The following is a 24,049-nucleotide window of genomic DNA, read 5'->3' on the forward strand; positions in this document are numbered from 1 at the left end:
CCTCTCAGAGGTCCGGCGCCCTCAGAGGCCAAGCGCCTTGGCCTTCGCCGCGTCGTAGTCCTCCTGGGTGATCAGGCCGGCGTCGAGCATCTCCTTGGCGCGCTTGAGCACCACGACGGGGTCCTCGGCGGCAGGCGCGGCCGCGGCCGGCGGGGCAGGTGCCGCGGCCGGCTGCGGGGCAGGTGCGGCGGCGGGCTGCTGGGTCGGCTGCTGGAGCCCGCCGAGTCCCATCCCGCCCGTGGCCATGCCCATCCCGACCAGCCCACCGGGACCGGCGTTCTCGCCGGCCGCCTCGATGCCGGCGGCCACGGAGGCCTGGAGGTTGGAGTTGCCGCGGGACCCGGAGAGGGCGTCGGCGCGCTGGACGTTCCTCAGCAGCTCGCGGGTGTTCTCGTCGTACTCGATCGAGATGATGGCCGTCTTGGCGATCTCGAGCCCGCGGTCGGTGCGCCAGCGGTAGTTCTCCTCCACCGCCGCCGACAGCGACTGGGCGAACCCCACGGAGTCCTGCTGGAGCCGGCTGATCCGGTTCCCCTTGGCAGGATCGTTGGTGTACATCGAGAAGGCGGGGGCAAGCGACCCGACGACCTCGTTGAACAGCTGCTCGCCGGCCGGGTTGTCGAGGTCGGTGAAGTCGAAGATCCCCTTGCCGTCGATCACGCTCGCGGACACGAAGTTGCGGATGAAGGTGAGCGGGTCGGTGATCTTGAGGGTGTAGGTGCCGCGGGTGATCGCGCCGACCTGCGTGTTGAGGAACGCGTCGTCCCAGTAGATCTCCGACTGGGTGCCGAACTTGTTGTTGGGCAGCTCCTTGAGCGCGACGAAGACCGCGGTCTGCTGCGAGCCCGGTCGGCCGCCGAACTTGAAGCGCTCCCAGCTCTGCTTGATGATCGAGTCGACGAGCCCTCCGCCGGAGAACACCGACTGCGACGCCGCCTCGTCGGAGTCCCAGACGTAGCCGCCGGGCTGGGCGGCGAACCCGGTGAACGCGCCGTCCTCGATCAGGACGAGTCCGTACCCCTCCGGCACCACGATCTTGGAGCCGTTGGTGATCACGCCGTCCGAGGCGCCGTCGTTGGAGCCACGCCCGGCGTTCTCGCCCTTGCGGACCGCCGGGAACAGCGCGGCCGTGGCGGGGAGCCCCTCCGGCACACCGAAGAAGTCGAGCCACTGGTCAGCGAGCGTCCCGCCGACGGCTCCGCTGACTGCCTGGAAGAGTCCCATGCCGATTCCCATCCCTCGGGGTCAAGGTGCGGGGCGGGTCCGCCCGCACGACGTCGGCGCCCTCCCGTCGGGCCGACGGCGGCAACCCTAGCGGTCAGCGGGGGTGTCCGCCGGGGATGTCGACGTCCGGGTCGTACGGCGGGCGCGTGTAGACGAAGGTCGCGCACTCGAGGTGGTGCACCGACCCGTCGGGGCGGCGTACGACGTCGAGCCGCTCGCCGCGGTGGTAGCCGAGCGTGCCGACCAGGCCGCCGTCGCCGATCTCGAATCGGTCGGTCACCACGTTGCCCCGCGCCATGGCGCGCAGCTCGAGGCCCTCGTTGTGCCACCGGACGTCGAAGGCGGTGTTGCCCCAGAACCACAGGCCCGGCACTCCGTACGCCTCGGGCGGCAGCACGACGGTGGGCCGCCAGGGTGCCGGCCGGGCGTCGTCGGCGTCGGGGTCGCCCTCGATCAGGGACACGGCAAGGTCGCGCGGGTTGATCCCGGTGGTGGCGTTGCTGAGCACCGCAGCGCCGATCCCGCTGCCCGGGTCGACGTGCAGCGCGGCGAGGAAGCCGGGCATCGAGCCGTTGTGGCCGACCAGCCGGCCGCCGGAGTGCATCCCGAGCATCAGTCCGAGGCCGTAGTCGGGCATGACCGGCCGCTGCATCTCCTCCAGCGAGTCCGCCGACAGCACGTCGGCCCGCGCCCCGCCGAGGACCTGTCCCCACGTGACGAGGTCGGCGAGCGTCGACCAGAGCTGACCCGCGGGCGCCATCGCACCGGTGTCCGTCAGCGGCTCGTGGACCCGGATCCCCGTGAAGTGGTCGACGCTCCACCCGGGCTGCGCGCCGGGGCGGGGCAGGTAGGACGTGGCCCGCATGCCGAGCGGCTGCAGCAGGCGCTCCGCGACGAGGTGCCGCCACGGTGCTCCGAGGCGGCGGGCGACCACCTCGCCGAGCAGTCCGTAGCCGAGGTTCGAGTAGTGGAACCACTCCCCTGCCCCGGCCACCCGCCCGCTGCCGTCGTTGGCGCGCGCCAGGGCCGCGAAGTCGCCGCCGCGGGTGCGCTCCCACCACGGCCCCCGGGGCTCGCTCTGCATGCCTGAGGAGTGCGCCAGGGCGTCGCGGACGGTCACCTCGCCGTAGCCGACGTCACCGAGGTGGGCGGACAGCGGGTCGTCGAGGTCGAGCAGCCCGGCGTCGCGCGCCTGCATCACCAGCACGGCCGTCATGGTCTTGGTGATCGACCCGATCCGGTACTGGCCGTCGAGGCCCGGGGCCTGCCCCGCGCCCCCGGCCCACACCGCGCCGTAGCGGTCGAAGACGGCGCCGACCACGGACGTCAGCCGGCCCTCGGCCTGGGCGACGTCGAGCAGCCGCTGCCGCTGGTCACTCACACGCGTGCTCGCTCGCTCACGGCAGCGACCCTAGAGCAACCCCGAGTGTGGCGGCGCCGGTTCAGTCCTGCTCGAACGCCTCGGGCGGCGGGCACGCGCAGACCAGGTTGCGGTCGCCGTACGCCTGGTCGATCCGCGCCACGGGCGGCCAGTACTTGTCGGGGTCGATGCCGCGCGGGAAGACTCCGACCTCGCGGGAGTAGGGACGGTCCCACTCGCCGACGAGCGCGCGGGCGGTGTGGGGCGCGTGGCGCAGCGGGGAGTCCTCCGGGGTCCACTCCCCCGCCTCGACCCGGGCGATCTCCTCGCGGATGGCGATCATCGCGTCGCAGAACCGGTCGATCTCGGCGAGGTCCTCGGACTCGGTCGGCTCGACCATCAGCGTCCCCGCGACCGGGAACGACATGGTCGGGGCGTGGAAGCCGTGGTCGACCAGGCGCTTGGCGACGTCGTCAACCGTGACGCCGCTGGCCTTGGTGATGCCCCGCAGGTCGAGGATGCACTCGTGGGCGACCAGGTCGCCGCGACCGCGGTAGAGGACCGGGAAGTGGTCGCCGAGCCGGTGCGCGATGTAGTTGGCCGACAGCACCGCCACAGCCGTCGCGCGGGTCAGGCCCTCGGCGCCCATCATCCGGATGTAGGCCCACGTGATCGGCAGGATGCCCGCGGAGCCGTAGGGCGCCGCGCTGATCGGGCCGATGCCCTCGCGCTTGTCCGCCTCGGGGTGCCAGCCGTGGGACGGGAGGTACGGCTCGAGGTGCGCGCGTACGGCCACGGGACCGACACCGGGACCGCCGCCGCCGTGGGGGATGCAGAAGGTCTTGTGCAGGTTGAGGTGCGAGACGTCGCCCCCGAACTCGCCCGGCTTGGCGTAGCCCAGCAGCGCGTTGAGGTTGGCGCCGTCGACGTAGACCTGGCCACCGTGGTCGTGGACGATCTTGCAGAGGTCGGTGATGGTGTCCTCGTAGGCCCCGTGGGTCGAGGGGTACGTCACCATGATCGCGGCCAGGGTGTCGGCGTGCTGGTCGCACTTGGCACGCAGGTCGTCGAGGTCGACCGACCCGTCGTCGGCGGCCTTGACCACGACCACCTTCATGCCGGCCATCACGGCCGAGGCCGCGTTGGTGCCGTGGGCCGAGGACGGGATCAGGCAGATGTCACGGACCGGCCCGGAGCCGTCGGCAGCCCGGTTGGCGGCGTGGTAGCCGCGGATCGCGAGCAGTCCGGCCAGCTCGCCCTGCGAGCCGGCGTTGGGCTGCACCGAGACCTTGTCGTAGCCGGTGACCTCGGCCAGCCACGTTTCGACGTCGTCGACGAGCTCCCGATAACCGGTGGCGTCCTGGGCGGGTGCGAACGGGTGCAGGTCGGCGAAGCCGGGCAGGCTGATCGGCTCCATCTCGGTCGTCGCGTTGAGCTTCATCGTGCACGAGCCGAGGGGGATCATCCCGCGGTCGAGCGCGTAGTCGCGCGAGGACAACCGGTGCAGGTAGCGCAGCATCTGGGTCTCGCTGCGGTGCGAGTTGAAGACCTCGTGGGTGAGGAAGTCGGTGGTGCGGTGCAGCGCCTCGGGCAGCCCGGACGTCGCGTCGCCGCTCGGGGCCACCCCGAAGGCCTTCAGGACCGCGGCGACGGTGGACGGGCTGGTGCGCTCCGACGTGGAGAGCCCGACGTGGTCCTCGTCGATCAGGCGCAGGTGCAGGCCGACCTGGCGTGCCGCAGTCACCACCTCGCCCGCGCGTCCGGGGACGGCGACGGTCAGGGTGTCGAACCAGGTGTCGTTGACGACCTGCACTCCCCCGGCCCGCAGCGACGCCGCGATGCGGTTGGCGTGGTCGTGGGTGCGCCGCGCGATCCGGCGCAGGCCCTCGGGGCCGTGGTAGACGGCGTACATCGACGCCACGACCGCCAGCAGCACCTGCGCGGTGCAGATGTTGGAGGTCGCCTTGTCGCGGCGGATGTGCTGCTCGCGCGTCTGCAGGGCGAGGCGGTAGGCCGGGCGACCCTCGGCGTCGACCGACACCCCCACCAGCCGGCCGGGCAGGTGCCGCTCGAGGCCCGCGGCCACCGACATGAAGCCGGCGTGCGGGCCGCCGTAGAACAAGGGCACGCCGAAGCGCTGGGAGGACCCGACCACCACGTCGGCGCCGGAGGCGCCCGGTGCCTCGAGCACGGCGAGGGACAGGATGTCGGCGGCGACGACGGCGAGGCCGCCGCGCTCGTGGACGGCGTCGATGACTGGTCGCGGGTCGAGCACGGATCCCGAGGCTCCGGGGTACTGGACGAGGACGCCGCACAGCTCGCCGTCGGGCAGGCCGTCGCGCAGGTCGGCCACGACCACCTCGATGCCCATCCCCTCGGCGCGGGTGCGGATCACGTCGATGGTCTGTGGAAGGGCGTCGGCGTCGACGACGAACGGTCCCGTCGCATTGCGCTGGGCCCGGCGTACGAGGGTCATCGCCTCGGCGGCAGCGGTCCCCTCGTCGAGGAGGGACGCGTTGGCGGTCGGCAGGCCGGTGAGGTCGGCGACGACGGTCTGGAAGTTGAGCAGTGCCTCGAGACGGCCCTGGGAGATCTCCGGCTGGTAGGGCGTGTAGGCGGTGTACCAGGAGGGGTCCTCGAGCACGTTGCGGCGGATCACCGGCGGGGTGATCGTGGCGTGGTAGCCGAGGCCGATCATCGCCTCGGCGGGCCGGTTCTGCGAGGCCAGCGTGCGCAGCGCGCGTGCGGTGGCCTCTTCGTCCAGGGGGTCGGGCAGGTCGAGCCCGGCGGGCGTACGGATCCCGCCCGGCACCGCCGCGCTCATCAGGGACTCGAGCGAGTCGTGGCCGAGCTCCGCCAGCATGTGCGCGACCGCGGCGTCGTCGGGGCCGATGTGGCGGGCGACGAACTCGCCCAGCCCGGTCCCGGTGGGGCTGGTGCTGGCGGTGTCGGTCGAGGTGGAGGGGGTCGGGCTGGCGTCCGGCACGGGGGCTCCCTGAGGTCGCGTGGCGTGACCTCCCCCTCTGTCGGTCCGGTGACCTCCAGAGTGCCAACCCGTGCGGTCCGGGTGCCTGAGAGGTTCCGGGGAGGAATTGCCCCTTCGGCGCACGGCCCCCGGCCGTGGGACCGGTTGCCGTGACTCTCCCGCACGGGATGTCGGCGTCGACGAGTCTAGCCTCCGCCCTGTGCACGACCATGCCGAAGGTGGGGGAAATGGGCGCGGCGTGCCGACGCCGGCCGGAAATGGACGACGCCGCCCGGGTGACCGGGCGGCGTCGTCGGAGGGTCGTGGATGAGCCGGGCTCAGCCGGTCTGGCGGGCCGCGCGGCGGGCGGCCAGCTCGTCACCCGGGAGGGTGGCGGCGGGCTCCTCGGCCGTACGCTCCGACGGCAGCTCGGCGAGGGTGCCCTCGATCTCGCGCCAGACGCCGCCGATGGCGATGCCGAAGACGCCCTGGCCGCCCTGGAGCAGGTCGATGACCTCGTCGTTGCTGGTGCACTCGTAGACCGAGGCGCCGTCGCTCATGAGCGTGACTCGGGTCAGGTCGTCGGTGCCGCGCTCGCGGAGGTGGGCGGTCGCGGTGCGGATCTGCTGCAGCGAGATCCCGGCGTCGAGCAGCCGCTTGACGACCTTGAGGATGAGGATGTCGCGGAACGAGTAGAGCCGCTGCGACCCCGAGCCGGCCGCGCCTCGCACGCTGGGCTCGACCAAGCCCGTACGGGCCCAGTAGTCGAGCTGGCGGTAGGTGATGCCTGCGGCGTTGCACGCCGTCGGTCCGCGGTAGCCGGTGTCGCTCGGCAGCGGGGAGACGTCGTCGTCGAAGAGCAGCCCCTGCTCCTCGGCGAGGTCGGCGGCGTCGGCCGCAGCCTTCACGCGGGCGGCGTCTGCGCCGTGTTCGTTCTCGTTGCCAGTCACTGCGACCCTCCAGGTCAGATCCTCCGCTGAGCGGTAACTCCTGGGGGAAGGACCCGCCCGGCGGCCGGAGGACCGACAACCACAGCGGTGGAGTTACAACAGAGACAGTTCAAGGTAAGCGGCGACGGTGCGGGTTGTCCATCCACGACCCGGCGTGTCGCAACCCTCAACCTCAGGGTGAGGGTCAGTGTTTCTGGTGGGCCGGCTCAGTGTGCCTCGAAGTCGTCAGGCGAGACGTGGTCGAGGAACTCGCGGAACCGCTCCACCTCGTCCTCCTGCTCGGCAGGGACCGCGAGGCCGGCCTCCTCGAGCACCGCCTCCGAGCACACGATCCGGCTCCCGGTGCGCAGCGCGAGGGCGATCGAGTCCGATGGCCGGGCGTCGACCTCGGCGCCGCCGTCGAAGACGAGCCGGGCGAAGAACACCCGGTCCTGCATGTCGACGATGCGCACCTCGTCGAGCCGCTGGCCGGTGGCCTCGAGGACGTCGCGCAGCAGGTCGTGCGTCAGCGGACGCGGCGGCGTGACGCCCTGCTGGGCGAACGCGATCGCCGTGGCCTCCACCGCCCCGATCCAGATCGGCAGGTAGCGCTCCCCCGTCACCTCGCGCAGGAGCACGATCGGCTGGTTGGAGGGCATCTCGACGCGGACTCCGACGACGTCCATTTCGCGCATGCCACCACCCTACTCACGTGTGGTGAGGCGAGGAGCGCCTGTCTCCGAGTGCTCAGATTCCGCGGTCGAGGCCGACCTTGACGAGCGTGGCGTGCAGGCGCACCGACAGGGCCGCGATCTCGGAGGTCGCGTCCTCGGCCCGACCACGCGCCGCGGCGTCGCGACCGCGCGCGAGGGGTGCCACGACCTGCTGCACCAGGCCGACCTCACGGTCCGCCGCGGTCTTGAAGGCGCGCAGGTGGCGTGGCTCGAAGCCGAAGTCGGCGAGCTCGCGGGCGGTCTGCGCGACGACCAGGGCGTCGCTGTCGAAGTGGTTCGTGCCGGTCCGTGCGGCCACCAACCCGTACTGCTCGAGCTGGTCGAGCAGCTCCTCGGAGATGTCGGCCACCTTGATCAGCTCTCGCCGGGAGAGGCGCAGGTCGCTGGACCGTCGGAACGACTCGGGACTCGGCAGGCCGTCGGAGCTCAGCGCCACCTTGGGCACGGTCGGCACGACCGACTCGATGGCGGGCGGCTCCAGGCCGCGGTCGATGGCGTCGAGGTGGTCACCGATCACCTTGAGCGGCAGGTAGTGGTCGCGCTGCATCAGCAGGATGTAGCGCAACCGCTCGACGTCGTTGCCGGAGAACTTTCGGTAGCCCGCTGCGGTGCGCTCGGGCTTGACCAGGCCCTGTTCCTCGAGGAACCGGATCTTGGGGATCGTCACGCCCGGGAAGTCGGGGCGGAGCTGGTCGAGGACCTGCCCGATGTTGTAGCGGGCGCCGCGACTCGAGCCCGGAGAGGTCGAGGCACTCACGGATCAGTGGTCCGGGTGGGAGGAGAAGAAGACGAGGCGGTACTTGCCGATCTGTACCTCGTCCCCGTCGTTGAGCTCGACGGAGTCGATCCGGTCACGGTTGACGTAGGTGCCGTTGAGGCTGCCGACATCGCTGACGCTGTAGCCGTTGCCGGAGCGGCGGAACTCCGCGTGCCGACGCGAGACGGTCACGTCGTCGAGGAAGATCTCGCTGTCCGGGTGCCGTCCGGCGCCGACGACCTCGGTGTCGAGGAGGAACCGGCTGCCGGCGCTCGGGCCACGCTGCACGACCAGCAGGGCGTGACCCGCCGGGAGGGCGTCGACCGCCGCGGCGTCGACGGGGCTCAGCTGCCTGTCGGAGGACTCGCGCTGGTCGGGAGAGGCGAACGTGATGGTCGCGGTGCTCTCGACCTGGCTCGGCTCGACCGGGCTCGCACCCGTGTCCTCCCCGCCGAGCAGCCTGGTGCCGCACTGGGCACAGAAGCGGGCATCGTCAGGGTTCTGCTTGCCACAGGCGGTGCAGAACGGCATGGGTGGCTCCTCGGCGGATCGACGCTGAACCCTCAGGCGAGGGTTGAGGTTGACGGTTGTCCCGAACCTACCAGTCCCGCCATGGGCACGACGGGCGATCCGGGCTGGGATCGGCTGGGATCGGGCTGGGATCGGGTGCGGCTCAGCCGTCCAGGCCGGCCTGGTAGGCGGCGGCGTCCATCAGGCCGTCGACCTGCTCGGTGTCGGACACGCTCACCTCGAACAGCCAGCCGGCCTCGTAGGGGTCGCTGTTGACGAGCTCGGGCGTCGAGTCGAGGGCCTGGTTGGTCGCCACGACCTCGCCCGTCACCGGTGCGTAGATGTCGCTGACCGACTTGGTCGACTCCAGCTCGCCGCACGTCTCCCCCGCCGTCACCTGGTCGCCGACCTGCGGGAGCGAGACGTAGACGATGTCGCCGAGCGCGTCCTGCGCGAAGTCGGTGATCCCGACCCGCACCGAGCCGTCGGTGTCGCCGGGCGTACGGACCCACTCGTGCTCGCTGGTGTACTTGAGGTTCTCCGGATACACGTGCGCTCCTTGGATGTGTCGGACGGTTCAGGCGGACCGGGGGGATCTGGCTGGTGCCCGGCAGGCTACTGGCCGGTGCCGAGCTCCGCATACTCAGGTCGGGCGGCCTCGCGCACGCTCGTGATCTCGACGGACTCGAGCTCCTCGACGGCCACCGTGGCTCCGTCGAGGCCCTCGAGCGTCTCGATCGGCCCGGTCGAGAAGCTGAGGGCGGTGCGGAGGATGTGGGGGTCGCCGATCACGTCGAGGACGTACGGCGGCTCCAGCAGCTGGTCGTCCAGCTCGATGCCGCCGACGGCGTTCTCGAAGGAGCTGTCCGCGCCGAGCCTGATGGAGTCGTTGAACTCCATCGCCTCGGCCCCTGCGGTGCGGAGCTCCTGGACCGTGTCGAGCAACGAGCCGACCGCGACGCGCCCGGTGCTCTCGGTGATGGTCACCCGCAGCCCGGGCCCCGTGACCGGCACCAGGCCGGCGATGATGTTGAGCGTACGCACCCGCTGCTCCGCCTCGTCGAGCGCCGCCGCGCGGGCCTGGCTCTCGTCGCGCAGCTCGTCGCGGCGGCTCTCGAGGCGGTCGACCTCGCGCCGGGCCCGCTCCGCGGTGCCGGTGAGACCGTCGAGCACCTCGATCAGCTCGCCCTCGCGCAGTCCGGCGTAGGTGTCGTTGGCATTGGTGTCGCGCACCTGGACGACGAAGGCGAAGCCGAGGACGGCCAGCAGCACCGCGACGACCGCCTGGCGGCGCGAGGGCACGAGCGAGGGCCGCGTCCTCCCCGCGGTCACGTCGGGGTCGGCCGTGCGGCCGGGCTCGTCGGACGCGGAGCTGGCCTGGTGCTCGGGTGTGGGCTCAGGCATGGAACACGTGCCTGCGGATCGCTGCGACGTTGGAGAAGATCCGGATGCCCAGCACGACGATGACGCCGGTGGTCAGCTGCGAGCCGACACCGAGCTGGTCGCCGAGGTAGACGATCGCCGCGGCGACGACGACGTTGCTGACGAACGAGACCACGAAGACCTTGTCGTCGAAGATCCCGTCGAGGTAGGCGCGCAGGCCGCCGAACACGGCGTCGAGGGCGGCGACGACCGCGATGGGCAGGTAGTTCTGCAGGCTGAGGGGCACGTCGGGTGCGAACACCAGGCCGGCGATGATGCCCAGGAGCAGGCCAAGGGCGGCGATCACGGCGTGCTCCCCTCTCCGTCCGGTCCGCCGTCGGGATCGGCGTTGAGCTCGATCACATCACGAAGGGCGCGCTCGGGCGCAGCCGGCAGGCGGATGTCGTCGACATTCTCCGCCTCGTAGAGGAAGCCGTAGCCGTTGACCAGGCCGAACCACTGCTGCCCCTGGCTGGTCTCGAGCAGCCGGGCCTGGAGGGTGCGCGGGTCGCCGATCGCGGACACGACGTAGGGCGCGAGCACCGGCCGGCCGTTGACGTGGATCGCGCGGTTGGTGTTGCGGATCCCGCCCAGCACGTTGAGCCGTTGGTCGTTGACCGCGATCGCCTCCGCTCCGGCCTCCCACAACCCGTCGACGAGCGTCGCGAGGTCCTCGTCGAGGACCTCGTTGTCGACCCCGGCGTCCGGCGCGTTGTCCACGGTGATGCGCACGCCCGGACCGCGCACCACGGCGTGGCCCGTGTTCAGCTCGGCTCGCTGCACCCGGGTCCCGATGTCGTCGAGCTGGCCCTGGATCGTGGTGTTGCGGCTCGCGAGCGCCGCGTTGGAGCGGGTGAGGTCCCCCACCTGCGCCTGGAGCGACCGCAGCTCGGCGCTGCGGCTGTCGATCTGCTCGATCAGCGCGGCGCGGCTGAGCTCGTCGACGGGAGCCTGCCGATCGGTCTGGGCGGCGACCACGGCCGCCAGGACCCCCAGCACGGCGATGGCCAGCACGCTGGTCCAGTGCGGGCGTGAGGTCCGGGGGCGTACGTCCCCTGCCGCCGCGCGCTTCTGCGCGACGTGGGCGTAGTCCTCGTCCATGGACCGCGCGGTGATGAGGGTCAGCAGCGGGGTGGTGACGTGAGGGGGGAGCGGACGCTCCGGCGCCTGCGTGCTGCCCTGACCCTCAACCATGGTCGCTCGCCGTCGACGTGTGCCGCGGGGTCTCCCGCAGCAGGGTGCGCACCTGCCAGGCGTAGAGGACGCCCGCCCACCAGTACAGCCCGATCCCCCACCAGGCGAAGGCCCAGCCGAAGTTGCGTGCAAGCGTGGCCACGACGCCCTCGCCCTCCCCCAGCAGCAGCAGCGGGAAGGCGTAGAGGAGGTTGAACGTGGCGGCCTTGCCGAGGAAGTGGACCGGCAGCGCGGAGAAGCCGCGGGTGCGCAGGATCGGCACGAGGCCCCAGAGGAAGAGGTCGCGCAGAGGGAGCGCGAGCGCGACCCACCACGGGATGATGTCGCGCAGGAAGAGCCCGATGACCACGGCGAGGATGTAGAGCCGGTCGGCCACCGGGTCGAGGATCTCGCCCAGCCTGGAGTACTGGTCGAGGCGCCGGGCGAGCCAGCCGTCGAGGAAGTCGGTGAACCCGGCGACCATCAGCACGACGAGGGCGATCGCGTCCGCCTCGGGCCCGAGCACCAGCCAGAGGAAAACGGGCACGCCGGCCAGCCGCACCACACTGATGATGTTGGGCACGGTCCAGACGCGGGACGCCTCCGTCGCTTCCTCGGACACGCTCAGACCCTATCCAGCGCTCAGTGCGCGTCGGCGCCGGACACGTCGTGGTGCGCGGCGTCGCGGATCTCGCCGACGAGCTCCTCGAGGACGTCCTCGAGGGTGACCAGGCCGATGACCGACCCGTCCCGCTCCACCACGCGGGCCATGTGGGCGCCCTTGACCTGGAGGCTCTCCAGCGCGTCGTGCAGGAGGTCCTTGGGGTGGACCGACGCGAACGGTCGGATCCACTTGTCCTCGATGATCCGCGAGCGCTTGTCGTCGTCGGACTCGAGGGCGTCCTTGATGTGGAGGTAGCCCAGGAGCGAGCCGTCGGAGCCGGCCACCGGGAACCGGCTGAAGCCGGTCGCTGCGCACACGGCCTCGACGTCTGCGACGGTCGAGCCGGGTGCGACGGTGGCGAGGGTCTCCGGGGTCATCAGGATCGACGACACCGACTTCTCGGTGAAGCCGAGCGCGCCGGCGAGCCGGTCGTACTCGTCGGCCTCGATCAGGCCCTCCCCGCGGGACTCCTCGACGAGCGCGGCGACCTCCTCGCGGGTGAAGCTGGAGTGCACCTCGTCCTTGGGCTCGATGCGCAGCAGCCGGAGCACGCCGTTGGCGATCATGTTCATGCCGCCGATCACCGGCCGGAGCACGGTGACGATGAGCATCATCGGGGGGCTCAGCACCAGGGCGACCCGGTCGGCGCCCGCGAGGGCGATGTTCTTGGGGACCATCTCACCGAGGACGACGTGGAGGTAGACCACGACCGACATCGCCACCACGAACGAGACCGGGTGCAGCAGGTCGTCCGGCAGGCGGGCGGCGTGGAGCACCGGCTCGAGCAGGTGTGCCACGGCGGGCTCGCCGATGGCGCCGAGGCCCAGCGAGCACACCGTGATGCCGAGCTGCGCTCCCGCCATCACGAGCGAGACGTTCTCCATGGCGCGCAGCGTCGTGCGCGCCGCACGCGAGCCCTCCTGGGCGCGCGGCTCGATCTGGCTGCGCCGGGCCGCCAGCAGCGCGAACTCGGCGCCGACGAAGAAGGCGTTGAAGGCGAGCAGCACGACGGCCAGGCCCACCCCGAACAGATCACCGTTCATCGTCGTCCTCCTCGGTCCCGGACACGCCCCCGGCGACGACGTGCAGGTCGAGCCGGTCGATGCGCAGGCCGTCCATCCGCTGGACGGTCAGCGTCACGAGGCGCTCGCGCGGCGTGTGGGGGTCCGTCCGGTCGGGCACCGGCAGCTCGATGCGATCACCGGGCGCGGGGATCTTGCCCAGCTCGCGCATCACCAGTCCTGCCACCGTGTCGTAGTCGTCGTGATCGGGCAGCTCGACCTCCGTGACGTCCTCGACCTCGTCGGGGCGCAGGAGGCCGGACAGGGTCCAGCTGCCGTCGCGACGCTGCCGGATCCGGGCACCGAGGCGGTCGTGCTCGTCGGAGATGTCGCCGACGATCTCCTCCACGACGTCCTCGAGCGTCACGATGCCGGCGTGGCCGCCGTACTCGTCGAGCACCACGGCCATCTGGAACCCGTCCTGGCGCAGCAGGGCGAGGAGCGGGTCGAGCCGCAGGCTGTCGGGCACGACGACGGGCCTGACCATCACGTGCTTGATCCGGGTGGTCGAGCGCTCGTGCACGGGCACGGCGACCGCGTGCTTGACGTGGACGGTGCCGACGACGGTGTCCTCCGCGTCGAGCACCGGGAAGCGGGAGTGCCCGGTCTGGCGGGCCAGGTCGATGATCGTGGAGACGCGCTCGCCCTCCTCCACCGTGGTGGTGCGCACGCGGGGCGTCATGATCTCGCCCGCCGTGCGGCTGCCGAACTCGACCGAGCGCTCGACGAGCTCGGCGGTGTCGGCGTCCAGGGTGCCCTGGTCGGCCGACCGCTGGACGAGCGAGGCGAGCTCCTGGCTGCTGCGGGCCGACCGGAGCTCCTCCTGCGGCTCGATGCCCAGACGCCTCACGATCGCGTTGGCCGAGCCGTTGAGGACCCGGATCGGGCGGCCCGTCATGGCGGTGAAGCCGCGCATGAATCCCTGGGTCGCCCGGGCTGTCGCCAGCGGTCGGGCGATGGCGATGTTCTTGGGCACCATCTCGCCGAAGATCATCGTGACGACCGTGCCGAGGACCAATCCGAGCGCCAGCGCGAGCGGCGAGACCGCACCGTCGGGGACGCCCGCAGAGGCCAACGGGTCACGGATGAGGTCGGCGATCGCGGGCTCCGCGAGGAAGCCGATCGCCAGGTTGGTGACGGTGATGCCGACCTGGGCCCCGGAGAGCTGGGTCGACAGCGACCGGAGTGCGAGCTGGACGCCGCGGGCGCCCTCGTCGCCGTCAGCGGCGGCGCGCTCGACGCTCGGGCGGTCGACGGTGACGAAGGAGAACTCCGCGGCGACGAAGAGGCCGCAGGCAGCCACGAGGGCCAGTGAGGCGAGCAGGAGCAGGAAGGGGGTCACGACGCGCACCCGGTGCCCAGTGCGGTCGTGCGGGGACTTTGACTCTCGTCCATGGCGGGTGCTGCAGGCTCCTTCGTGCGGGTCGTGCCGGTTCTCGGCGAGTCCACAGGCTAACGGTTGGGACCATCTCTGCCCCAGTCGTCGTGTCGCTTTGGGGAGCGGGCCCGACCCGCCCTACTGTTGCGCCCACACAGGGCGGACGACAGGACCCTCAGGGTCTCGGCGAGGGGCACGATGCGAGCGTGGGCACAGTCGATCACGGCTGCCCTCCTCGTCGTACTCGTCGCCACCCTCGCCACGGTCAGCACCACCGGTGACTCCAGCGGCACCGGTGCAGCCGGCTCGGTCCGGATGGTGCAGGGCACGCAGGCGCCGTCGACCGCCGCCGCAGCACCGTCTCGCCCCAACCTCGTCTTCGTGCTCACCGACGACATGCGCGACGACGACCTCGACCACATGCCGATCACCCGACGCCTGCTGGCCGACCAGGGCATGGAGTTCACCGACGCCATCTCCCCACACCCGCTGTGCTGCCCGGCCCGCGCCCAGCTCGCGACCGGCCAGTACGCACAGAACAACGGCGTGCAGCACAACCGGGGCGAGCACGGCGGCTTCGGGGCGCTGGACCCGACCGAGGAGGCGAGCGCCTGGTTCCGCGACAGCGGCTACCGCACGGCCTTCGTCGGCAAGTTCCTCAACGGCTACGGCCCCCGCGACGTACGCCCTGCCGGCTGGACGCGCTGGGACGCGCTGACCCGCGGCGTCTACGACTACGTGGACTTCTCGATGACCGGCGAGGGCTCGCCGCGCCACTACACCGACAGCTACGTCACCTCGGTCATCGAGGACCACACCAACCGTTCCGTCCGCGACTTCGCGCAGGCGGGTGACCCGTTCGTCGTGTACGCGTGGCACCTCGCACCGCACTACCGGATCAGCGCGGAGGGTGGACGCGGGCTCCCCCCGGCGGCCCCGCAGGACGAGCGACGCTTCCTCGACGAGCGCCCCGCCGCCTTCGACGACCCCGCGTTCGGCGAGGCGGACGTCTCGGACCAGCCCCGCTACCTGCGCAACCTCCCACCGGTGTCGCGGGCCGATGTGGCCGCCCAGAACACCGCGCGCCTCCAGTCCCTCCAGGCCGTCGACCGGGCCGTCGGCTCCCTCGTCGCGACCCTGGCGGACCAAGGCGTCCTCGACGACACCTACATCGTCTTCACGTCCGACAACGGCTACTCCCTCGGCGAGCACCGGTTCGTCGGCAAGGACGTGCTGACCGACGAGGCGCTCCAGGTGCCGCTGCTCGTGCGTGGTCCGGGGGTCGCGGCGGGCAGCACCTCGGACCTGCCCGCCACCCTCGTCGACCTGCCGGTCACGTTCGCCGCCCTGACCGGGGTCTCACCTGCCTGGCAGGTGGACGGCACGTCCCTGGCCCCCACGCTGCACGGCGAGGTCCAGTCGTTCCGCGACACCACCCTGATCCAGACCGGTCGGACCCTCGGCGACGGCTGGTCGCACCGCGGGGTGCGCACCGAGCGCTACCTCTACGGCAACGACGGGACCGACGCGTTCCTCTACGACCGGCTCCTGGACCCCGACGAGATGGTCAACGTGGTGGACGACCCTGCCTACGCCGAGGTCCGCACGGCGCTCGAGCGTCGTCGCCTCGAGCTGGTCACGTGCGCCGGCTGGACGTGCAACCAGCAGTTCGGTCCACTCCCCGGGCCGAGCGGCGGCGTCGCCCGCAAGCCGTCACCGTGATCCGGTGAGCGAGGCCCTCCACCCCGTCCTGGTGCAGGTACTCCCGGTCGCGTTCTTCCTGATCGCGATCACGGTGACGGCGGAGGTCGCCCAGCTCGCAGGAGTCTTCGACGTGGCGGCGCACGCCCTGGCGCACCGCGCCCGGCACCGCGTCGCGCTGCTGTGGCTGACGTTCGCCGCGCTCGCCGTGCTGTGCACCGTCGTGCTGAGCCTCGACACCACCGCGGTCCTCCTCACCCCCGTCGGCCTCGCCATCGCGCGCCAGACCGGCGTCTCCCCGCTCCCGTTCGCCCTCACCACCCTCTGGATCGCCAACACCGGGTCGCTGCTGCTCCCGGTCTCCAACCTGACCAACCTGCTGGCGGTCCACCGCTTCGAGGACCTCGGCGCCGACCACGGCGACTACGTGCGCGCGGCGGCGCTGCCCGCCGTGACTGCGATCGTCGTGACCCTCCTGCTCGTCGCGGTCCTCCAGCGACGCGCGCTGCGTGGGACGTACGCCGTGGAACCGCCAGCCGACCCGCACGACCGCGTGCTTCTGGTGATCGGCTCGGCCGTCTGCCTGGCCATCGGCCCCCTGTTCGCGTTCGGCCTCGAACCCGCCGTCGTCGCGGGCTGCTCCGCCGCGCTGCTGCTCGTCGTGCTCCTCTGGCGCGCCCCGGCGATGCTGCGGGAGGTTCGTCCGCCGTGGCTGATGGCCGGCGCCTTCGTCCTCGTCGCGGGCCTGCTGCGCGTCGCGCAGGCCGAGGGGCTGCTCGACTGGCTCGCTCCCGCCGTCGGCACGGGCACCGACGCCCTCGACCTGCTGCACCTCTCCGCCGCCTCGGCGGTGGGCGCCAACGTCGTCAACAACCTGCCGGCCTACCTGCTGGTCGAGCCGGCGGCCGCGGACGACGTACGGCGCCTCGTGGCGACCCTCGTCGGCGTGAACGCCGGCGAGCTGGTCACCCCGTGGGCGTCCCTGGCCACCCTGCTCTGGCTCCAGCGCTGCCGGTCGGCCGGCGTACGGGTCCCGCTGCTCACTCTCGCCTGCTGGGGCGCCCTGTGCGCCACCCTGTGCGTCACGGTGGCCACCCTCGCGCTGGTGTGACCGCGACGTGGGCGAAGCGTCAACGCCGCAGGACGAACTGCACCCGGTCCCCGGGCTCGGTGCGCGCGTCGAGCTCGCACCCGGCGACCCGGTCCGCTGCCTCGGGACTCAGGTAGAGACGGGCGCCATCGCGCTCCAGGACGCGGTCCCCGGCACCAGGGCCGTTGACCGCGTGCACCTCCAGCCTGCGCTTCCCATCGGCCGCGGACCGCGGCGCGATGCGCACGCCCGAGCGGCATTCCAGCTTCGGGTGGTCCGTGACGCGGGCGATGACGGACAGTGCTTCCTCGGAGATGACGATCACAGGTCCTCCTGCGTGTGGTGAACGGTTTCGGACCCACGGCACGTGCAGCGGGCCCACCTCCATCACGTCACGGCCGCCGGCCCCCGACAAGGCTCGGGACCGAGGTGCCGGAAGGTCGTCCGAACGCCGTCACACGACTGCAACACGACGGACCGGCCGCTGCCACGCACCGCGGGGAGCGTGGTGGACCATGTCGGACCGCTCGGGACCACCTCCCCCACCTGTCAGCCACGACGCCGTCCAGCGGGACGCCAGCCTGGCGCTCCGAGGGCTGTACGACGGCCCTGCCGCTGCCCAGCACCGCGCTCGCGTGCACGACCTGCTGGAGCACGGTCCGTCGGCGCTCGTCGTCGACCTGGGGCGACCGCGTCGGCTGTCCTCGGAGGCGGTGGGCCTGCTGCTGTGGCTCCATCGCGCCTGCCTCGAGCGCGGGGTGCGCGTCGTGGTGACTCACCCGCCACGCCGCGGGCTGGGTCCGTTGTGGCGCAGCGGAGTGCTCGGCCCCGCGTCCGACCGGGGACCGGGGAGCGACCTCCAGCCACTTCGCGACTCGACCCCGCCACGTCCCGCTCACTCTCTGCCGCGGCGCGTGCCCGTATGAGCGACGAACCGCGCGCAGTCGCCGTGTCCGGTCTGGCTGGTGTGGCGGACAACGCTGTAGATGCTCCGGGGACCACCCGGTTCCATCTCACGGGGAACCCCGCGGCGACCACGGCCGCCCGCGACCTCGTGCGGGCCTGGTGCCGGGACCGGGCCGTGCCGGGTCAGGCAGCCGACCGCCTGGTCGTCCTCGTCCAGGCCGCGACGCGCGTGGCGCTCGAGCGCGACCCGCGTCGTGTCGCGGTCGGACTGAGGTGGCTCGACCCAGATCGGATCATCCTCGACGTCCGTTCCCGGGGGTGCTCGCAAGCAGGGCCGGTCGCCGGTCGACCCGGGCGCCGGTCCCCTCACACGAGTCCGGCTGCGGTGGTCTTCGACGCCGCCGCCCAGGGGTGGGGGTCGCGGCTGCGTGCGACCGAGTCGGTGCAGTGGTTCCTGGTCGACACCACCGTGACCTGACGGGCATCCGACACGCCCGGCCTACGGGCAGCCGAGCCAGCTCTCACTGCGCTCCCCATCGGCACCGCCGGCCAGGCGCGCGTAGTCCGTGCGTCGGACCGGTGCGTCGGTGAAGGCACCCCCCGGGAGTGGAACCGCGAGTGGCTCTTGCTCGCCGTCGGTGAAGCGCACCTCCGACACGTCTGCGGAAGTCGTGACGGACAGGGTGACCTGCCCGATCGCCAGTGGCAGTCGGTCGGCGCTGGTCTGCGTCGTGGCGTCCACCGAGATGACGGCGGTGGAGCCCTCGATGGCGTCGAGGGACAGGTCCGCTGGCGGGACCCAGGCGCTGGACCACCCCTCGGTCCGCACTTCGCCCGTCGGACCGGACGACAGGAGGTCCAGGAGGTACGCCACCTGCGCGGCGGCCGGCTCGTCGCACGAGGTCGAGGCCTCCGACGGCACCAGGCGGTCGTCGGCATCGACCCAGAAGACGAGGGCGCCCGAGGGACGGGGGCTGCCCCTCGGAGACGGGGACTCCGCAGACCGGTGGGTCGGTGCCAGCAGCCGGTAGGGCACGTCCTCGTCGTCCACCCGGGTCGCGCCGCCGTTGGGCAGGCCGCAGCCGGAGACGGTGACACCGGCCACCGTCACCGCCACGGCGAGACGCCATCCGCGCCTCCGCCGGTTCGTCATGCCACGACCTCCTCGGCGACCGGCAGGCGCACCACGAAGCAGGCGCCCTCGTCCCGTCCAGACGTGCACCACACGCTTCCTCCCTGGTTGCGGACGCCGCGCTCGACGATGCTCAGGCCGAGCCCGCTCCCGCTGCCCGGCTTGCGTCCCCCGGCGCGGGCGAAGCGCTCGAAGACGCGCTCGCGGTCGGCCTCCGCGACGCCCGGACCCTCGTCCTCGACGAGGACGTCGACGAACCGGCCGCGGCGGACCACTCGCACGCCGGTCAGTCCGCCACCGTGCATGTCGGCGTTGGCGATGAGGTTCACCAGTGCGCCGACCAGGGTGGGGCGGACGACCGTGACCGGGGTCCGCGAGGCCTCACCCTCGGCGAGGAGACCGGGCTCCTTGCCGCACGCGCGCAGGGCCTGGGTCACGGCGTCGCCGATCTCGATCGTCACCGGGTCGCCGTCGGCGACCGCCGCGTCGAGCCGTCCCAGCAGCAGCAGGTCTCGCAGCGCCCGCGTGAACCTGTCGAGCTCGGCTGCCATCAGGTCCACGGCCTCCCGCGATGCGGGCGGCAGTCCCTGGGAGGACTGGAGCAGGCTGAGGCTCGTGGTCAGCGTCGTCACGGGGGTGCGCAGCTCGTGGCTGACGTCCGCGGCGAACCGCGCGTCGTGCTCGATCCGCTCACGCAGCGCCTCGACCATGTGGTTGAACGCGCCGACCAGCGCCGCGAGGTCCGGGTCGCTCGTCGGCGGTAGCCGGGCGTCGAGGTCGCCGGCGGAGACGCGCACCGCCACCGTCGTCACCTGGTCGAGGGGGGCCAGCACCCGGCGACTGGCTGCCCGGCCCAGAAGGGCGCCTCCGATGGTCGTCAGCGCAGCACAGATGGCGAGCGCGACCTGCAGCGTCGTCAGCGTCGCGTCGAGCTCCTCGGCGATGGCGACCTCGTAGTACACCGCGTCGACCTCGGGAAGCGGGACGCCCACCACCACCGAGTGCGGCGTGGTGGCGTCGCTCCAGCCCACCACCACCGAGCCGTCGAGCACCGCCTCGCGGAACGGACCGATCGCGTCCTCCCCGTCGGGGTCCAGCGAGGACGAGTAGCGCTGCCCGTCCCGTTCCACGATCAGGGTCGTGCCGACCGGTTGTGCGATGGCGCCCAGCACCTCACTCACCTGGGCACCCGAGGTGAGCAGGTTGTCACGCACGAGGGCCGCGTCGGTGTACGCCTGCCGCAGGGCCGTGCGCTCCCGCTGCTCGACGAGGTAGTGACGCGCGGAGAAGTACGTGCCCAGTGCGAGCGCCGTCGAGAGCACGAGTCCCCCGACCGCGAACGCGACCACCACTGACGTGCGGAGACCGACGTCGGCACGCGGCCGGATCACCTGACGTCCAGCCGGTACCCCAGGCCGCGCACCGTGACCAGCGTCTCAGGCGCTGCCGGGTCCAGCTCGAGCTTCTTGCGCAGCCGCCTGACATGGACGTCCACGATCCGCTCGTCACCGAAGTAGCCGTGCTCCCAGACGTGCTCCAGCAGCGCGGTTCGGCTGAGGACCTGGCCCGGGTGGTCGGCGAGCACGCAGAGCAGGCGGAACTCGGTGCTGGTCAGGTGGATCTCCGCGTCGCCCCGGGCCAGGATGGCGCCGGCACGGTCGAAGACCAGCGGTCCTGTCCGGCTGTCGAGCACCATGCGGTCCGCGGACGTGGGAGCGGGTCCGTCGCCCGCGAGTGCGGGCCGACGCAGCAGTGCCCGGAGGCGCGCCTGCACCTCCTCCACCACGAAGGGCTTGGTGACGTAGTCGTCGGCCCCCGCCTCGAGGGCCGCCACGATGTCGGTCACGGCGTCACGTGCGCTCACCACCACGATCGGCGCCTGCGACAGCGGTCGCGCTCGCCGGATGAACGAGAACCCGTCCATCCCGGTCAGCATCAGGTCCACGAGCATCAGGTCGATGCCGCTCTGCTCGTCGACCAGGGTGAGGGCGTGCTCGGCGTCCGCGGACTCCAGCACCTCGTACCCCTCGTTCTCGAGGACGAGGCGCAAGGACGTGCGAAGACCCACGTCGTCCTCCAGCACGAGGAGCCGTCTCGCAGCAGTCATGTCGCCATCGTTGGCGAACCCGCGGGCCGACGGCACACCCGGGGGGTGTTTTGTCACACAACTGCAACGAGCCGGTCGGGGCGAGGTCAACCGCTGGTGGCACTGTCCTGGGTGCCGGTGGGATCAGGGGACCCACCGGCGACCAGGGGATGAATCCAGTGGTCTGGCCGTCGTGCGATCCGCGCTGAGCTCGGCACGACGGCCGGACCCCGGTCACCCGGGAGTGAAGGAATGCGCTCGTGGCGTCGCGGATACTGGCACGGTGCTCCTCACTCGTGACGACGTCCTGGCTGCCCGCGAGCGGATCACGGGTCACGTGCGCCGCACTCCCCTGCTGGCGCCCGCGCCCTCCGGGCGCGACCGGCTGTGGCTCAAGTGCGAGCACCTCCAGCACTGCGGTGTGTTCAAGACCCGCGGTGCGTTCAACCGGCAGCTCGCGGCACGCGAGCGAGACGAGCTGGGTGCGGCCGGCGTCGTGGTGGCCTCGGGTGGCAACGCCGGGCTCGCCCAGGCGTTCGTGGCCCGCGAGCTGGGCGTACGAGCCACCGTGTTCGTGCCCGAGACCGCGCCGGAGGTCAAGGTCGCGCGCATCCGGCAGTACGGCGCCGAGGTGCGGCGGGTCGGGACGGAGTACGCCGAGGCCCAGGAGGCCGCGGTCGCGTTCGCGCACGAGCGGGGTGCCACGTTCGCCCATGCCTACGACCAGCCCGAGGTGGCGGCCGGAGCCGGCACGCTGGCCCTGGAGGTGCTCGACGACGAGCCCCGCACCGACACGATCGTCGTCGCGGTCGGGGGCGGCGGCCTCTACGCCGGGGTGGCCGCTGCTGTGAGGGGGCGGGCGAAGGTGGTGGCCGTCGAGCCCGAGCTCATCCCGACGCTGCACGTCGCGCTGGAGGCAGGGCATCCGGTCGACGTGGAGGTGTCCGGGGTGGCCGCGGACTCGCTCGGCGCCCGCCGGATCGGCGACCTCGCCCTCGCCTCGGCGCTGGCGGAGCCGCCCGTCCCGGTCCTGGTGGGCGAGGACGAGATCGTCGCCGCGCGCCCACCTGTGGGCCGAGCACCGGATCGCGTCCGAGCACGGAGCGGCGACCGCGATGGCCGCTCTGCTCTCGGGCGCCTACGTCCCGGCCGAGGGCGAGCGCGTGGCTGTCGTGGTCTGTGGCGCCAACACCGACCCCGCCACGCTCGCGTAGCCGACACAGCAGCGGCGCGACCCGAGGGGCCGCGCCGCTGTTGCGCGCGTTTTCGGGCCGTCCCACCGCCACTGGGGGGATCCGTACCCCGGCGGGAGGTCGAGGTACGGGGTGGGCGGTGCTGGGCCCAGCGGAACGCGGCCGCTCACTTCCTCAGCGTCGTCCGACGTCGACCTGTTACGGGCTGTCGCGAGAATTCTCGAGTGGTCTGGACCGGACTCAGTCGTTCTCCCAGGTCGGCCCCGGGCGGTAGCGGTCGGGCTCGACGGTGACGACCGGGCGCCTGACCGTGCGCCACACGGTGCGCTCCTCGCCGTCCTCGTCGACGACCGTGCGGGCGACGCGGAAGTTGACGTACGTCGTGGTGTAGGCGTTGCGCGAGTTCCGCTTCCTCCTCCACTGGTAGTTGAAGTTGCGGACGTACTTGCGGGTGAGCTTCTTGCCGCGGATCGTCATCCAGAGCTCATCGTTGCCAGGGCTGAGGCTCGCCCAGTTGGCTGACCCGGTGACCACCATCTGGGTGTCGGGCTTGCCGTTGTAGGTGCCCTGGATCGCGACGTACTTCTGGTGGCTGTAGTAGGTCAGGATCAGGTCGTCCTTGCCGTCCTTGTTGAGGTCGTAGTCGTCGTCGGGGTTGAAGTCCAGCCCGGTCGAGCGCAGCGGGATCCGACCGCGCGCCGTCGGGGCGCCGACGATGCGCTTGGTGTGGTAGCCGATCAGGCCGTACAGGACGCGCACACGACACCCCTCGATCCACTTCTGCCGGATCGCCGAGGCGAGGTAGTCGCCACGGTTCCCGCGCATGGTGTGCATCGACACCACGATGCGGCTGCGCTCCTGGCCACCGGAGCCGTCGGGGGTCAGGCACTGGACCTTGCCCAGCAGGTCCAGCACGAGGTCGTTCTTCGGACCGGACGGCTTGGGCCACGCCCAGACCGTGTGCTTGTCCACGGAGTCGTCGCACGCGACGCCGTTGGCGGGCGTGCCGCAGAAGGACAGCGGCGGCTGCCGGGTGTCGTGGTCCTTGCGCATGTCGTTGAACAGGCGGACGAACTGGCGGAACAGCTCGTGGTCGCCGGAGGTGAAGTAGAGGTCGTTCCACTGGTGGATGTCGGCGTTGAGCATCAGGTTGGCCGACCCGACGGCCAGGACGTCCCTGGACCGCCCAGCCTGCGAGAACGAGTAGAACTTCGTGTGCATGTTGTTGTACTGGTTCTGCGTGCTCCGGCACCCGGCCTTGCAGCGGTAGATGAAGCTCGAACGACCGCGCTTGGCGCCGATCTCCCGGCGGACCGCCCGCATCGCCTTCGTGTACTGGTGATCGTTGAGGATCATCTGCACCTTGACGCCTCGCCGGTGCGCGGCGATGAGCGCCTTGGCCACGGGCATCCGGTCGAACGAGTACACGGCGATCCGGATCCTCGACCCCCTGCGCGTGTGCTTGATCGTGTCGATGACCTTCCGCTCGATGCGGAACCAGCCCTTCTTGCGGCGCGGGTCGTTGAAGAACGGTCCCTGCGGCGCCTTCCACCGTTTGCGATCGAGCGCCGTGATCCTCGCGCTCGTCGATGCGGCGCCGACCTGCCCGGCGGCCACCACTCCCCCGGACGTCGCAGGAACGACCGCCGTCGCCGCGGGCACCTCAGCGGCGTGGGTGCCCAGAGCGAGGCACAGGGCGATGAGCAGGACGAACAGCCTCGACACAGATACAGCCTTCCCTGCCGCCACCGTCGGTGACGACGT

The 24,049-nt window shown here is 71.8% G+C and carries 24 protein-coding genes and 1 riboswitch; of the genes, 5 read left to right on the plus strand and 19 right to left on the minus strand.

The genetic code is table 11. The annotated features are described in order from the left end of the window. Positions 1-21: 21 nt before the first annotated feature. The 14 genes from EXE59_RS18390 to EXE59_RS18455 form a co-directional block, all read right to left on the minus strand. A complete protein-coding gene (locus EXE59_RS18390; protein ID WP_135840197.1) occupies positions 22-1,224 on the minus strand; it encodes an SHOCT domain-containing protein in 1,203 nt (400 codons plus the stop codon). A 94-nt stretch (positions 1,225-1,318) separates the two neighbouring features. Next, entirely contained in the window at positions 1,319-2,605 is a 1,287-nt protein-coding gene (locus EXE59_RS18395) for a serine hydrolase domain-containing protein (protein ID WP_135840198.1), read from the minus strand. Positions 2,606-2,666: 61 nt separating this feature from the next. Further along, on the minus strand, positions 2,667-5,501 hold the full coding sequence (gene gcvP / locus EXE59_RS18400; RefSeq protein WP_135841392.1) for an aminomethyl-transferring glycine dehydrogenase: 2,835 nt from the start codon (positions 5,499-5,501) through the stop codon (positions 2,667-2,669). Positions 5,502-5,633: 132 nt separating this feature from the next. Then, a riboswitch (glycine riboswitch) is annotated at positions 5,634-5,741 on the minus strand. A gap of 146 nt (positions 5,742-5,887) precedes the next feature. Next, positions 5,888-6,457, minus strand: a complete 570-nt coding sequence (locus EXE59_RS18405; protein ID WP_135841393.1) for a MerR family transcriptional regulator — start codon at positions 6,455-6,457, stop codon at positions 5,888-5,890. 248 nt (positions 6,458-6,705) lie between these two features. Continuing rightward, positions 6,706-7,173: a bifunctional nuclease family protein gene (locus tag EXE59_RS18410; protein ID WP_135840199.1), complete on the minus strand. Its 468-nt coding sequence runs from the start codon at positions 7,171-7,173 to the stop codon at positions 6,706-6,708. 52 nt (positions 7,174-7,225) lie between these two features. Then, entirely contained in the window at positions 7,226-7,969 is a 744-nt protein-coding gene (gene ftsR / locus EXE59_RS18415; RefSeq protein ID WP_135840200.1) for a transcriptional regulator FtsR, read from the minus strand. 3 nt (positions 7,970-7,972) lie between these two features. Further along, positions 7,973-8,500 carry a zinc-ribbon and FHA domain-containing protein gene (locus EXE59_RS18420; protein ID WP_135840201.1) on the minus strand — a complete coding sequence of 176 codons (528 nt, stop codon included), beginning with the start codon at positions 8,498-8,500 and terminating at the stop codon, positions 7,973-7,975. A 142-nt stretch (positions 8,501-8,642) separates the two neighbouring features. Further along, positions 8,643-9,029 (minus strand): glycine cleavage system protein GcvH, encoded by a 387-nt coding sequence (gene gcvH / locus EXE59_RS18425; RefSeq protein ID WP_135840202.1) that lies wholly within the window; start codon positions 9,027-9,029, stop codon positions 8,643-8,645. A 65-nt stretch (positions 9,030-9,094) separates the two neighbouring features. Further along, on the minus strand, positions 9,095-9,883 hold the full coding sequence (locus EXE59_RS18430) for a DUF881 domain-containing protein (RefSeq protein WP_135840203.1): 789 nt from the start codon (positions 9,881-9,883) through the stop codon (positions 9,095-9,097). Next, entirely contained in the window at positions 9,876-10,208 is a 333-nt protein-coding gene (locus EXE59_RS18435) for a small basic family protein (protein ID WP_135840204.1), read from the minus strand. Before EXE59_RS18435 ends, EXE59_RS18430 begins: the two co-directional genes overlap by 8 nt. Next, positions 10,205-11,095 carry a DUF881 domain-containing protein gene (locus tag EXE59_RS18440; protein ID WP_135840205.1) on the minus strand — a complete coding sequence of 297 codons (891 nt, stop codon included), beginning with the start codon at positions 11,093-11,095 and terminating at the stop codon, positions 10,205-10,207. The genes EXE59_RS18435 and EXE59_RS18440 overlap by 4 nt, the downstream gene beginning before the upstream one ends. Next, the gene (clsA, locus tag EXE59_RS18445) at positions 11,088-11,702 is read right to left on the minus strand and encodes a cardiolipin synthase ClsA (RefSeq protein ID WP_425464543.1); all 615 of its coding nucleotides are present in this window, start codon (positions 11,700-11,702) and stop codon (positions 11,088-11,090) included. The genes EXE59_RS18440 and clsA overlap by 8 nt, the downstream gene beginning before the upstream one ends. A 14-nt stretch (positions 11,703-11,716) precedes the next feature. After that, positions 11,717-12,781 carry a hemolysin family protein gene (locus EXE59_RS18450; RefSeq protein ID WP_135840207.1) on the minus strand — a complete coding sequence of 355 codons (1,065 nt, stop codon included), beginning with the start codon at positions 12,779-12,781 and terminating at the stop codon, positions 11,717-11,719. After that, positions 12,771-14,141: a hemolysin family protein gene (locus tag EXE59_RS18455; RefSeq protein WP_135840208.1), complete on the minus strand. Its 1,371-nt coding sequence runs from the start codon at positions 14,139-14,141 to the stop codon at positions 12,771-12,773. The genes EXE59_RS18450 and EXE59_RS18455 overlap by 11 nt, the downstream gene beginning before the upstream one ends. Before the next feature lie 234 nt (positions 14,142-14,375). Here EXE59_RS18455 and EXE59_RS18460 point away from each other — a divergent pair, with 234 nt between their 5' ends. Both EXE59_RS18460 and EXE59_RS18465 read left to right on the plus strand, forming a co-directional pair. Next, positions 14,376-15,899 (plus strand): sulfatase family protein, encoded by a 1,524-nt coding sequence (locus tag EXE59_RS18460; protein WP_135840209.1) that lies wholly within the window; start codon positions 14,376-14,378, stop codon positions 15,897-15,899. A 4-nt stretch (positions 15,900-15,903) separates the two neighbouring features. Then, the gene (locus tag EXE59_RS18465; RefSeq protein ID WP_135840210.1) at positions 15,904-16,989 is read left to right on the plus strand and encodes an ArsB/NhaD family transporter; all 1,086 of its coding nucleotides are present in this window, start codon (positions 15,904-15,906) and stop codon (positions 16,987-16,989) included. A 19-nt stretch (positions 16,990-17,008) separates the two neighbouring features. Here the strand turns inward: EXE59_RS18465 and EXE59_RS18470 are convergent, their stop codons facing one another. Next, complete coding sequence (locus tag EXE59_RS18470; RefSeq protein ID WP_168218590.1) at positions 17,009-17,293, minus strand: hypothetical protein; 285 nt, start codon at positions 17,291-17,293, stop codon at positions 17,009-17,011. 190 nt (positions 17,294-17,483) lie between these two features. On the opposite strand from EXE59_RS18470, the gene EXE59_RS25160 reads away from it, so the two are divergent. Both EXE59_RS25160 and EXE59_RS18480 read left to right on the plus strand, forming a co-directional pair. Next, positions 17,484-17,894 (plus strand): STAS domain-containing protein, encoded by a 411-nt coding sequence (locus EXE59_RS25160; protein ID WP_168218591.1) that lies wholly within the window; start codon positions 17,484-17,486, stop codon positions 17,892-17,894. A 155-nt stretch (positions 17,895-18,049) separates the two neighbouring features. Next, positions 18,050-18,352: a hypothetical protein gene (locus EXE59_RS18480; protein ID WP_135840213.1), complete on the plus strand. Its 303-nt coding sequence runs from the start codon at positions 18,050-18,052 to the stop codon at positions 18,350-18,352. A gap of 21 nt (positions 18,353-18,373) precedes the next feature. Here EXE59_RS18480 and EXE59_RS18485 read toward each other — a convergent pair whose 3' ends face one another. Genes EXE59_RS18485 through EXE59_RS18495 form a run of 3 tightly spaced genes read right to left on the minus strand, consistent with a single transcriptional unit; the run spans position 18,374 to position 21,113 of the window. Next, a complete protein-coding gene (locus EXE59_RS18485) occupies positions 18,374-19,027 on the minus strand; it encodes a GerMN domain-containing protein (protein WP_135840214.1) in 654 nt (217 codons plus the stop codon). Further along, positions 19,024-20,397, minus strand: coding sequence for a sensor histidine kinase (locus EXE59_RS18490; RefSeq protein WP_135840215.1), 1,374 nt, complete (start codon positions 20,395-20,397; stop codon positions 19,024-19,026). The genes EXE59_RS18485 and EXE59_RS18490 overlap by 4 nt, the downstream gene beginning before the upstream one ends. Continuing rightward, the gene (locus tag EXE59_RS18495; RefSeq protein ID WP_135840216.1) at positions 20,394-21,113 is read right to left on the minus strand and encodes a response regulator transcription factor; all 720 of its coding nucleotides are present in this window, start codon (positions 21,111-21,113) and stop codon (positions 20,394-20,396) included. The genes EXE59_RS18490 and EXE59_RS18495 overlap by 4 nt, the downstream gene beginning before the upstream one ends. 262 nt (positions 21,114-21,375) lie before the next feature. Between EXE59_RS18495 and EXE59_RS18500 the strand changes: the two genes are divergently transcribed. Further along, positions 21,376-22,578: a threonine/serine dehydratase gene (locus tag EXE59_RS18500; protein ID WP_246056888.1), complete on the plus strand. Its 1,203-nt coding sequence runs from the start codon at positions 21,376-21,378 to the stop codon at positions 22,576-22,578. Here the strand turns inward: EXE59_RS18500 and EXE59_RS18505 are convergent. Beyond that, positions 22,526-24,010 carry a phospholipase D-like domain-containing protein gene (locus EXE59_RS18505; RefSeq protein ID WP_168218592.1) on the minus strand — a complete coding sequence of 495 codons (1,485 nt, stop codon included), beginning with the start codon at positions 24,008-24,010 and terminating at the stop codon, positions 22,526-22,528. The genes EXE59_RS18500 and EXE59_RS18505 overlap by 53 nt on opposite strands. Positions 24,011-24,049: the final 39 nt, after the last annotated feature.

It is taken from the genome of Nocardioides eburneiflavus (assembly GCF_004785795.1).
Classification (GTDB): Bacteria; Actinomycetota; Actinomycetes; order Propionibacteriales; family Nocardioidaceae; genus Nocardioides; species Nocardioides eburneiflavus.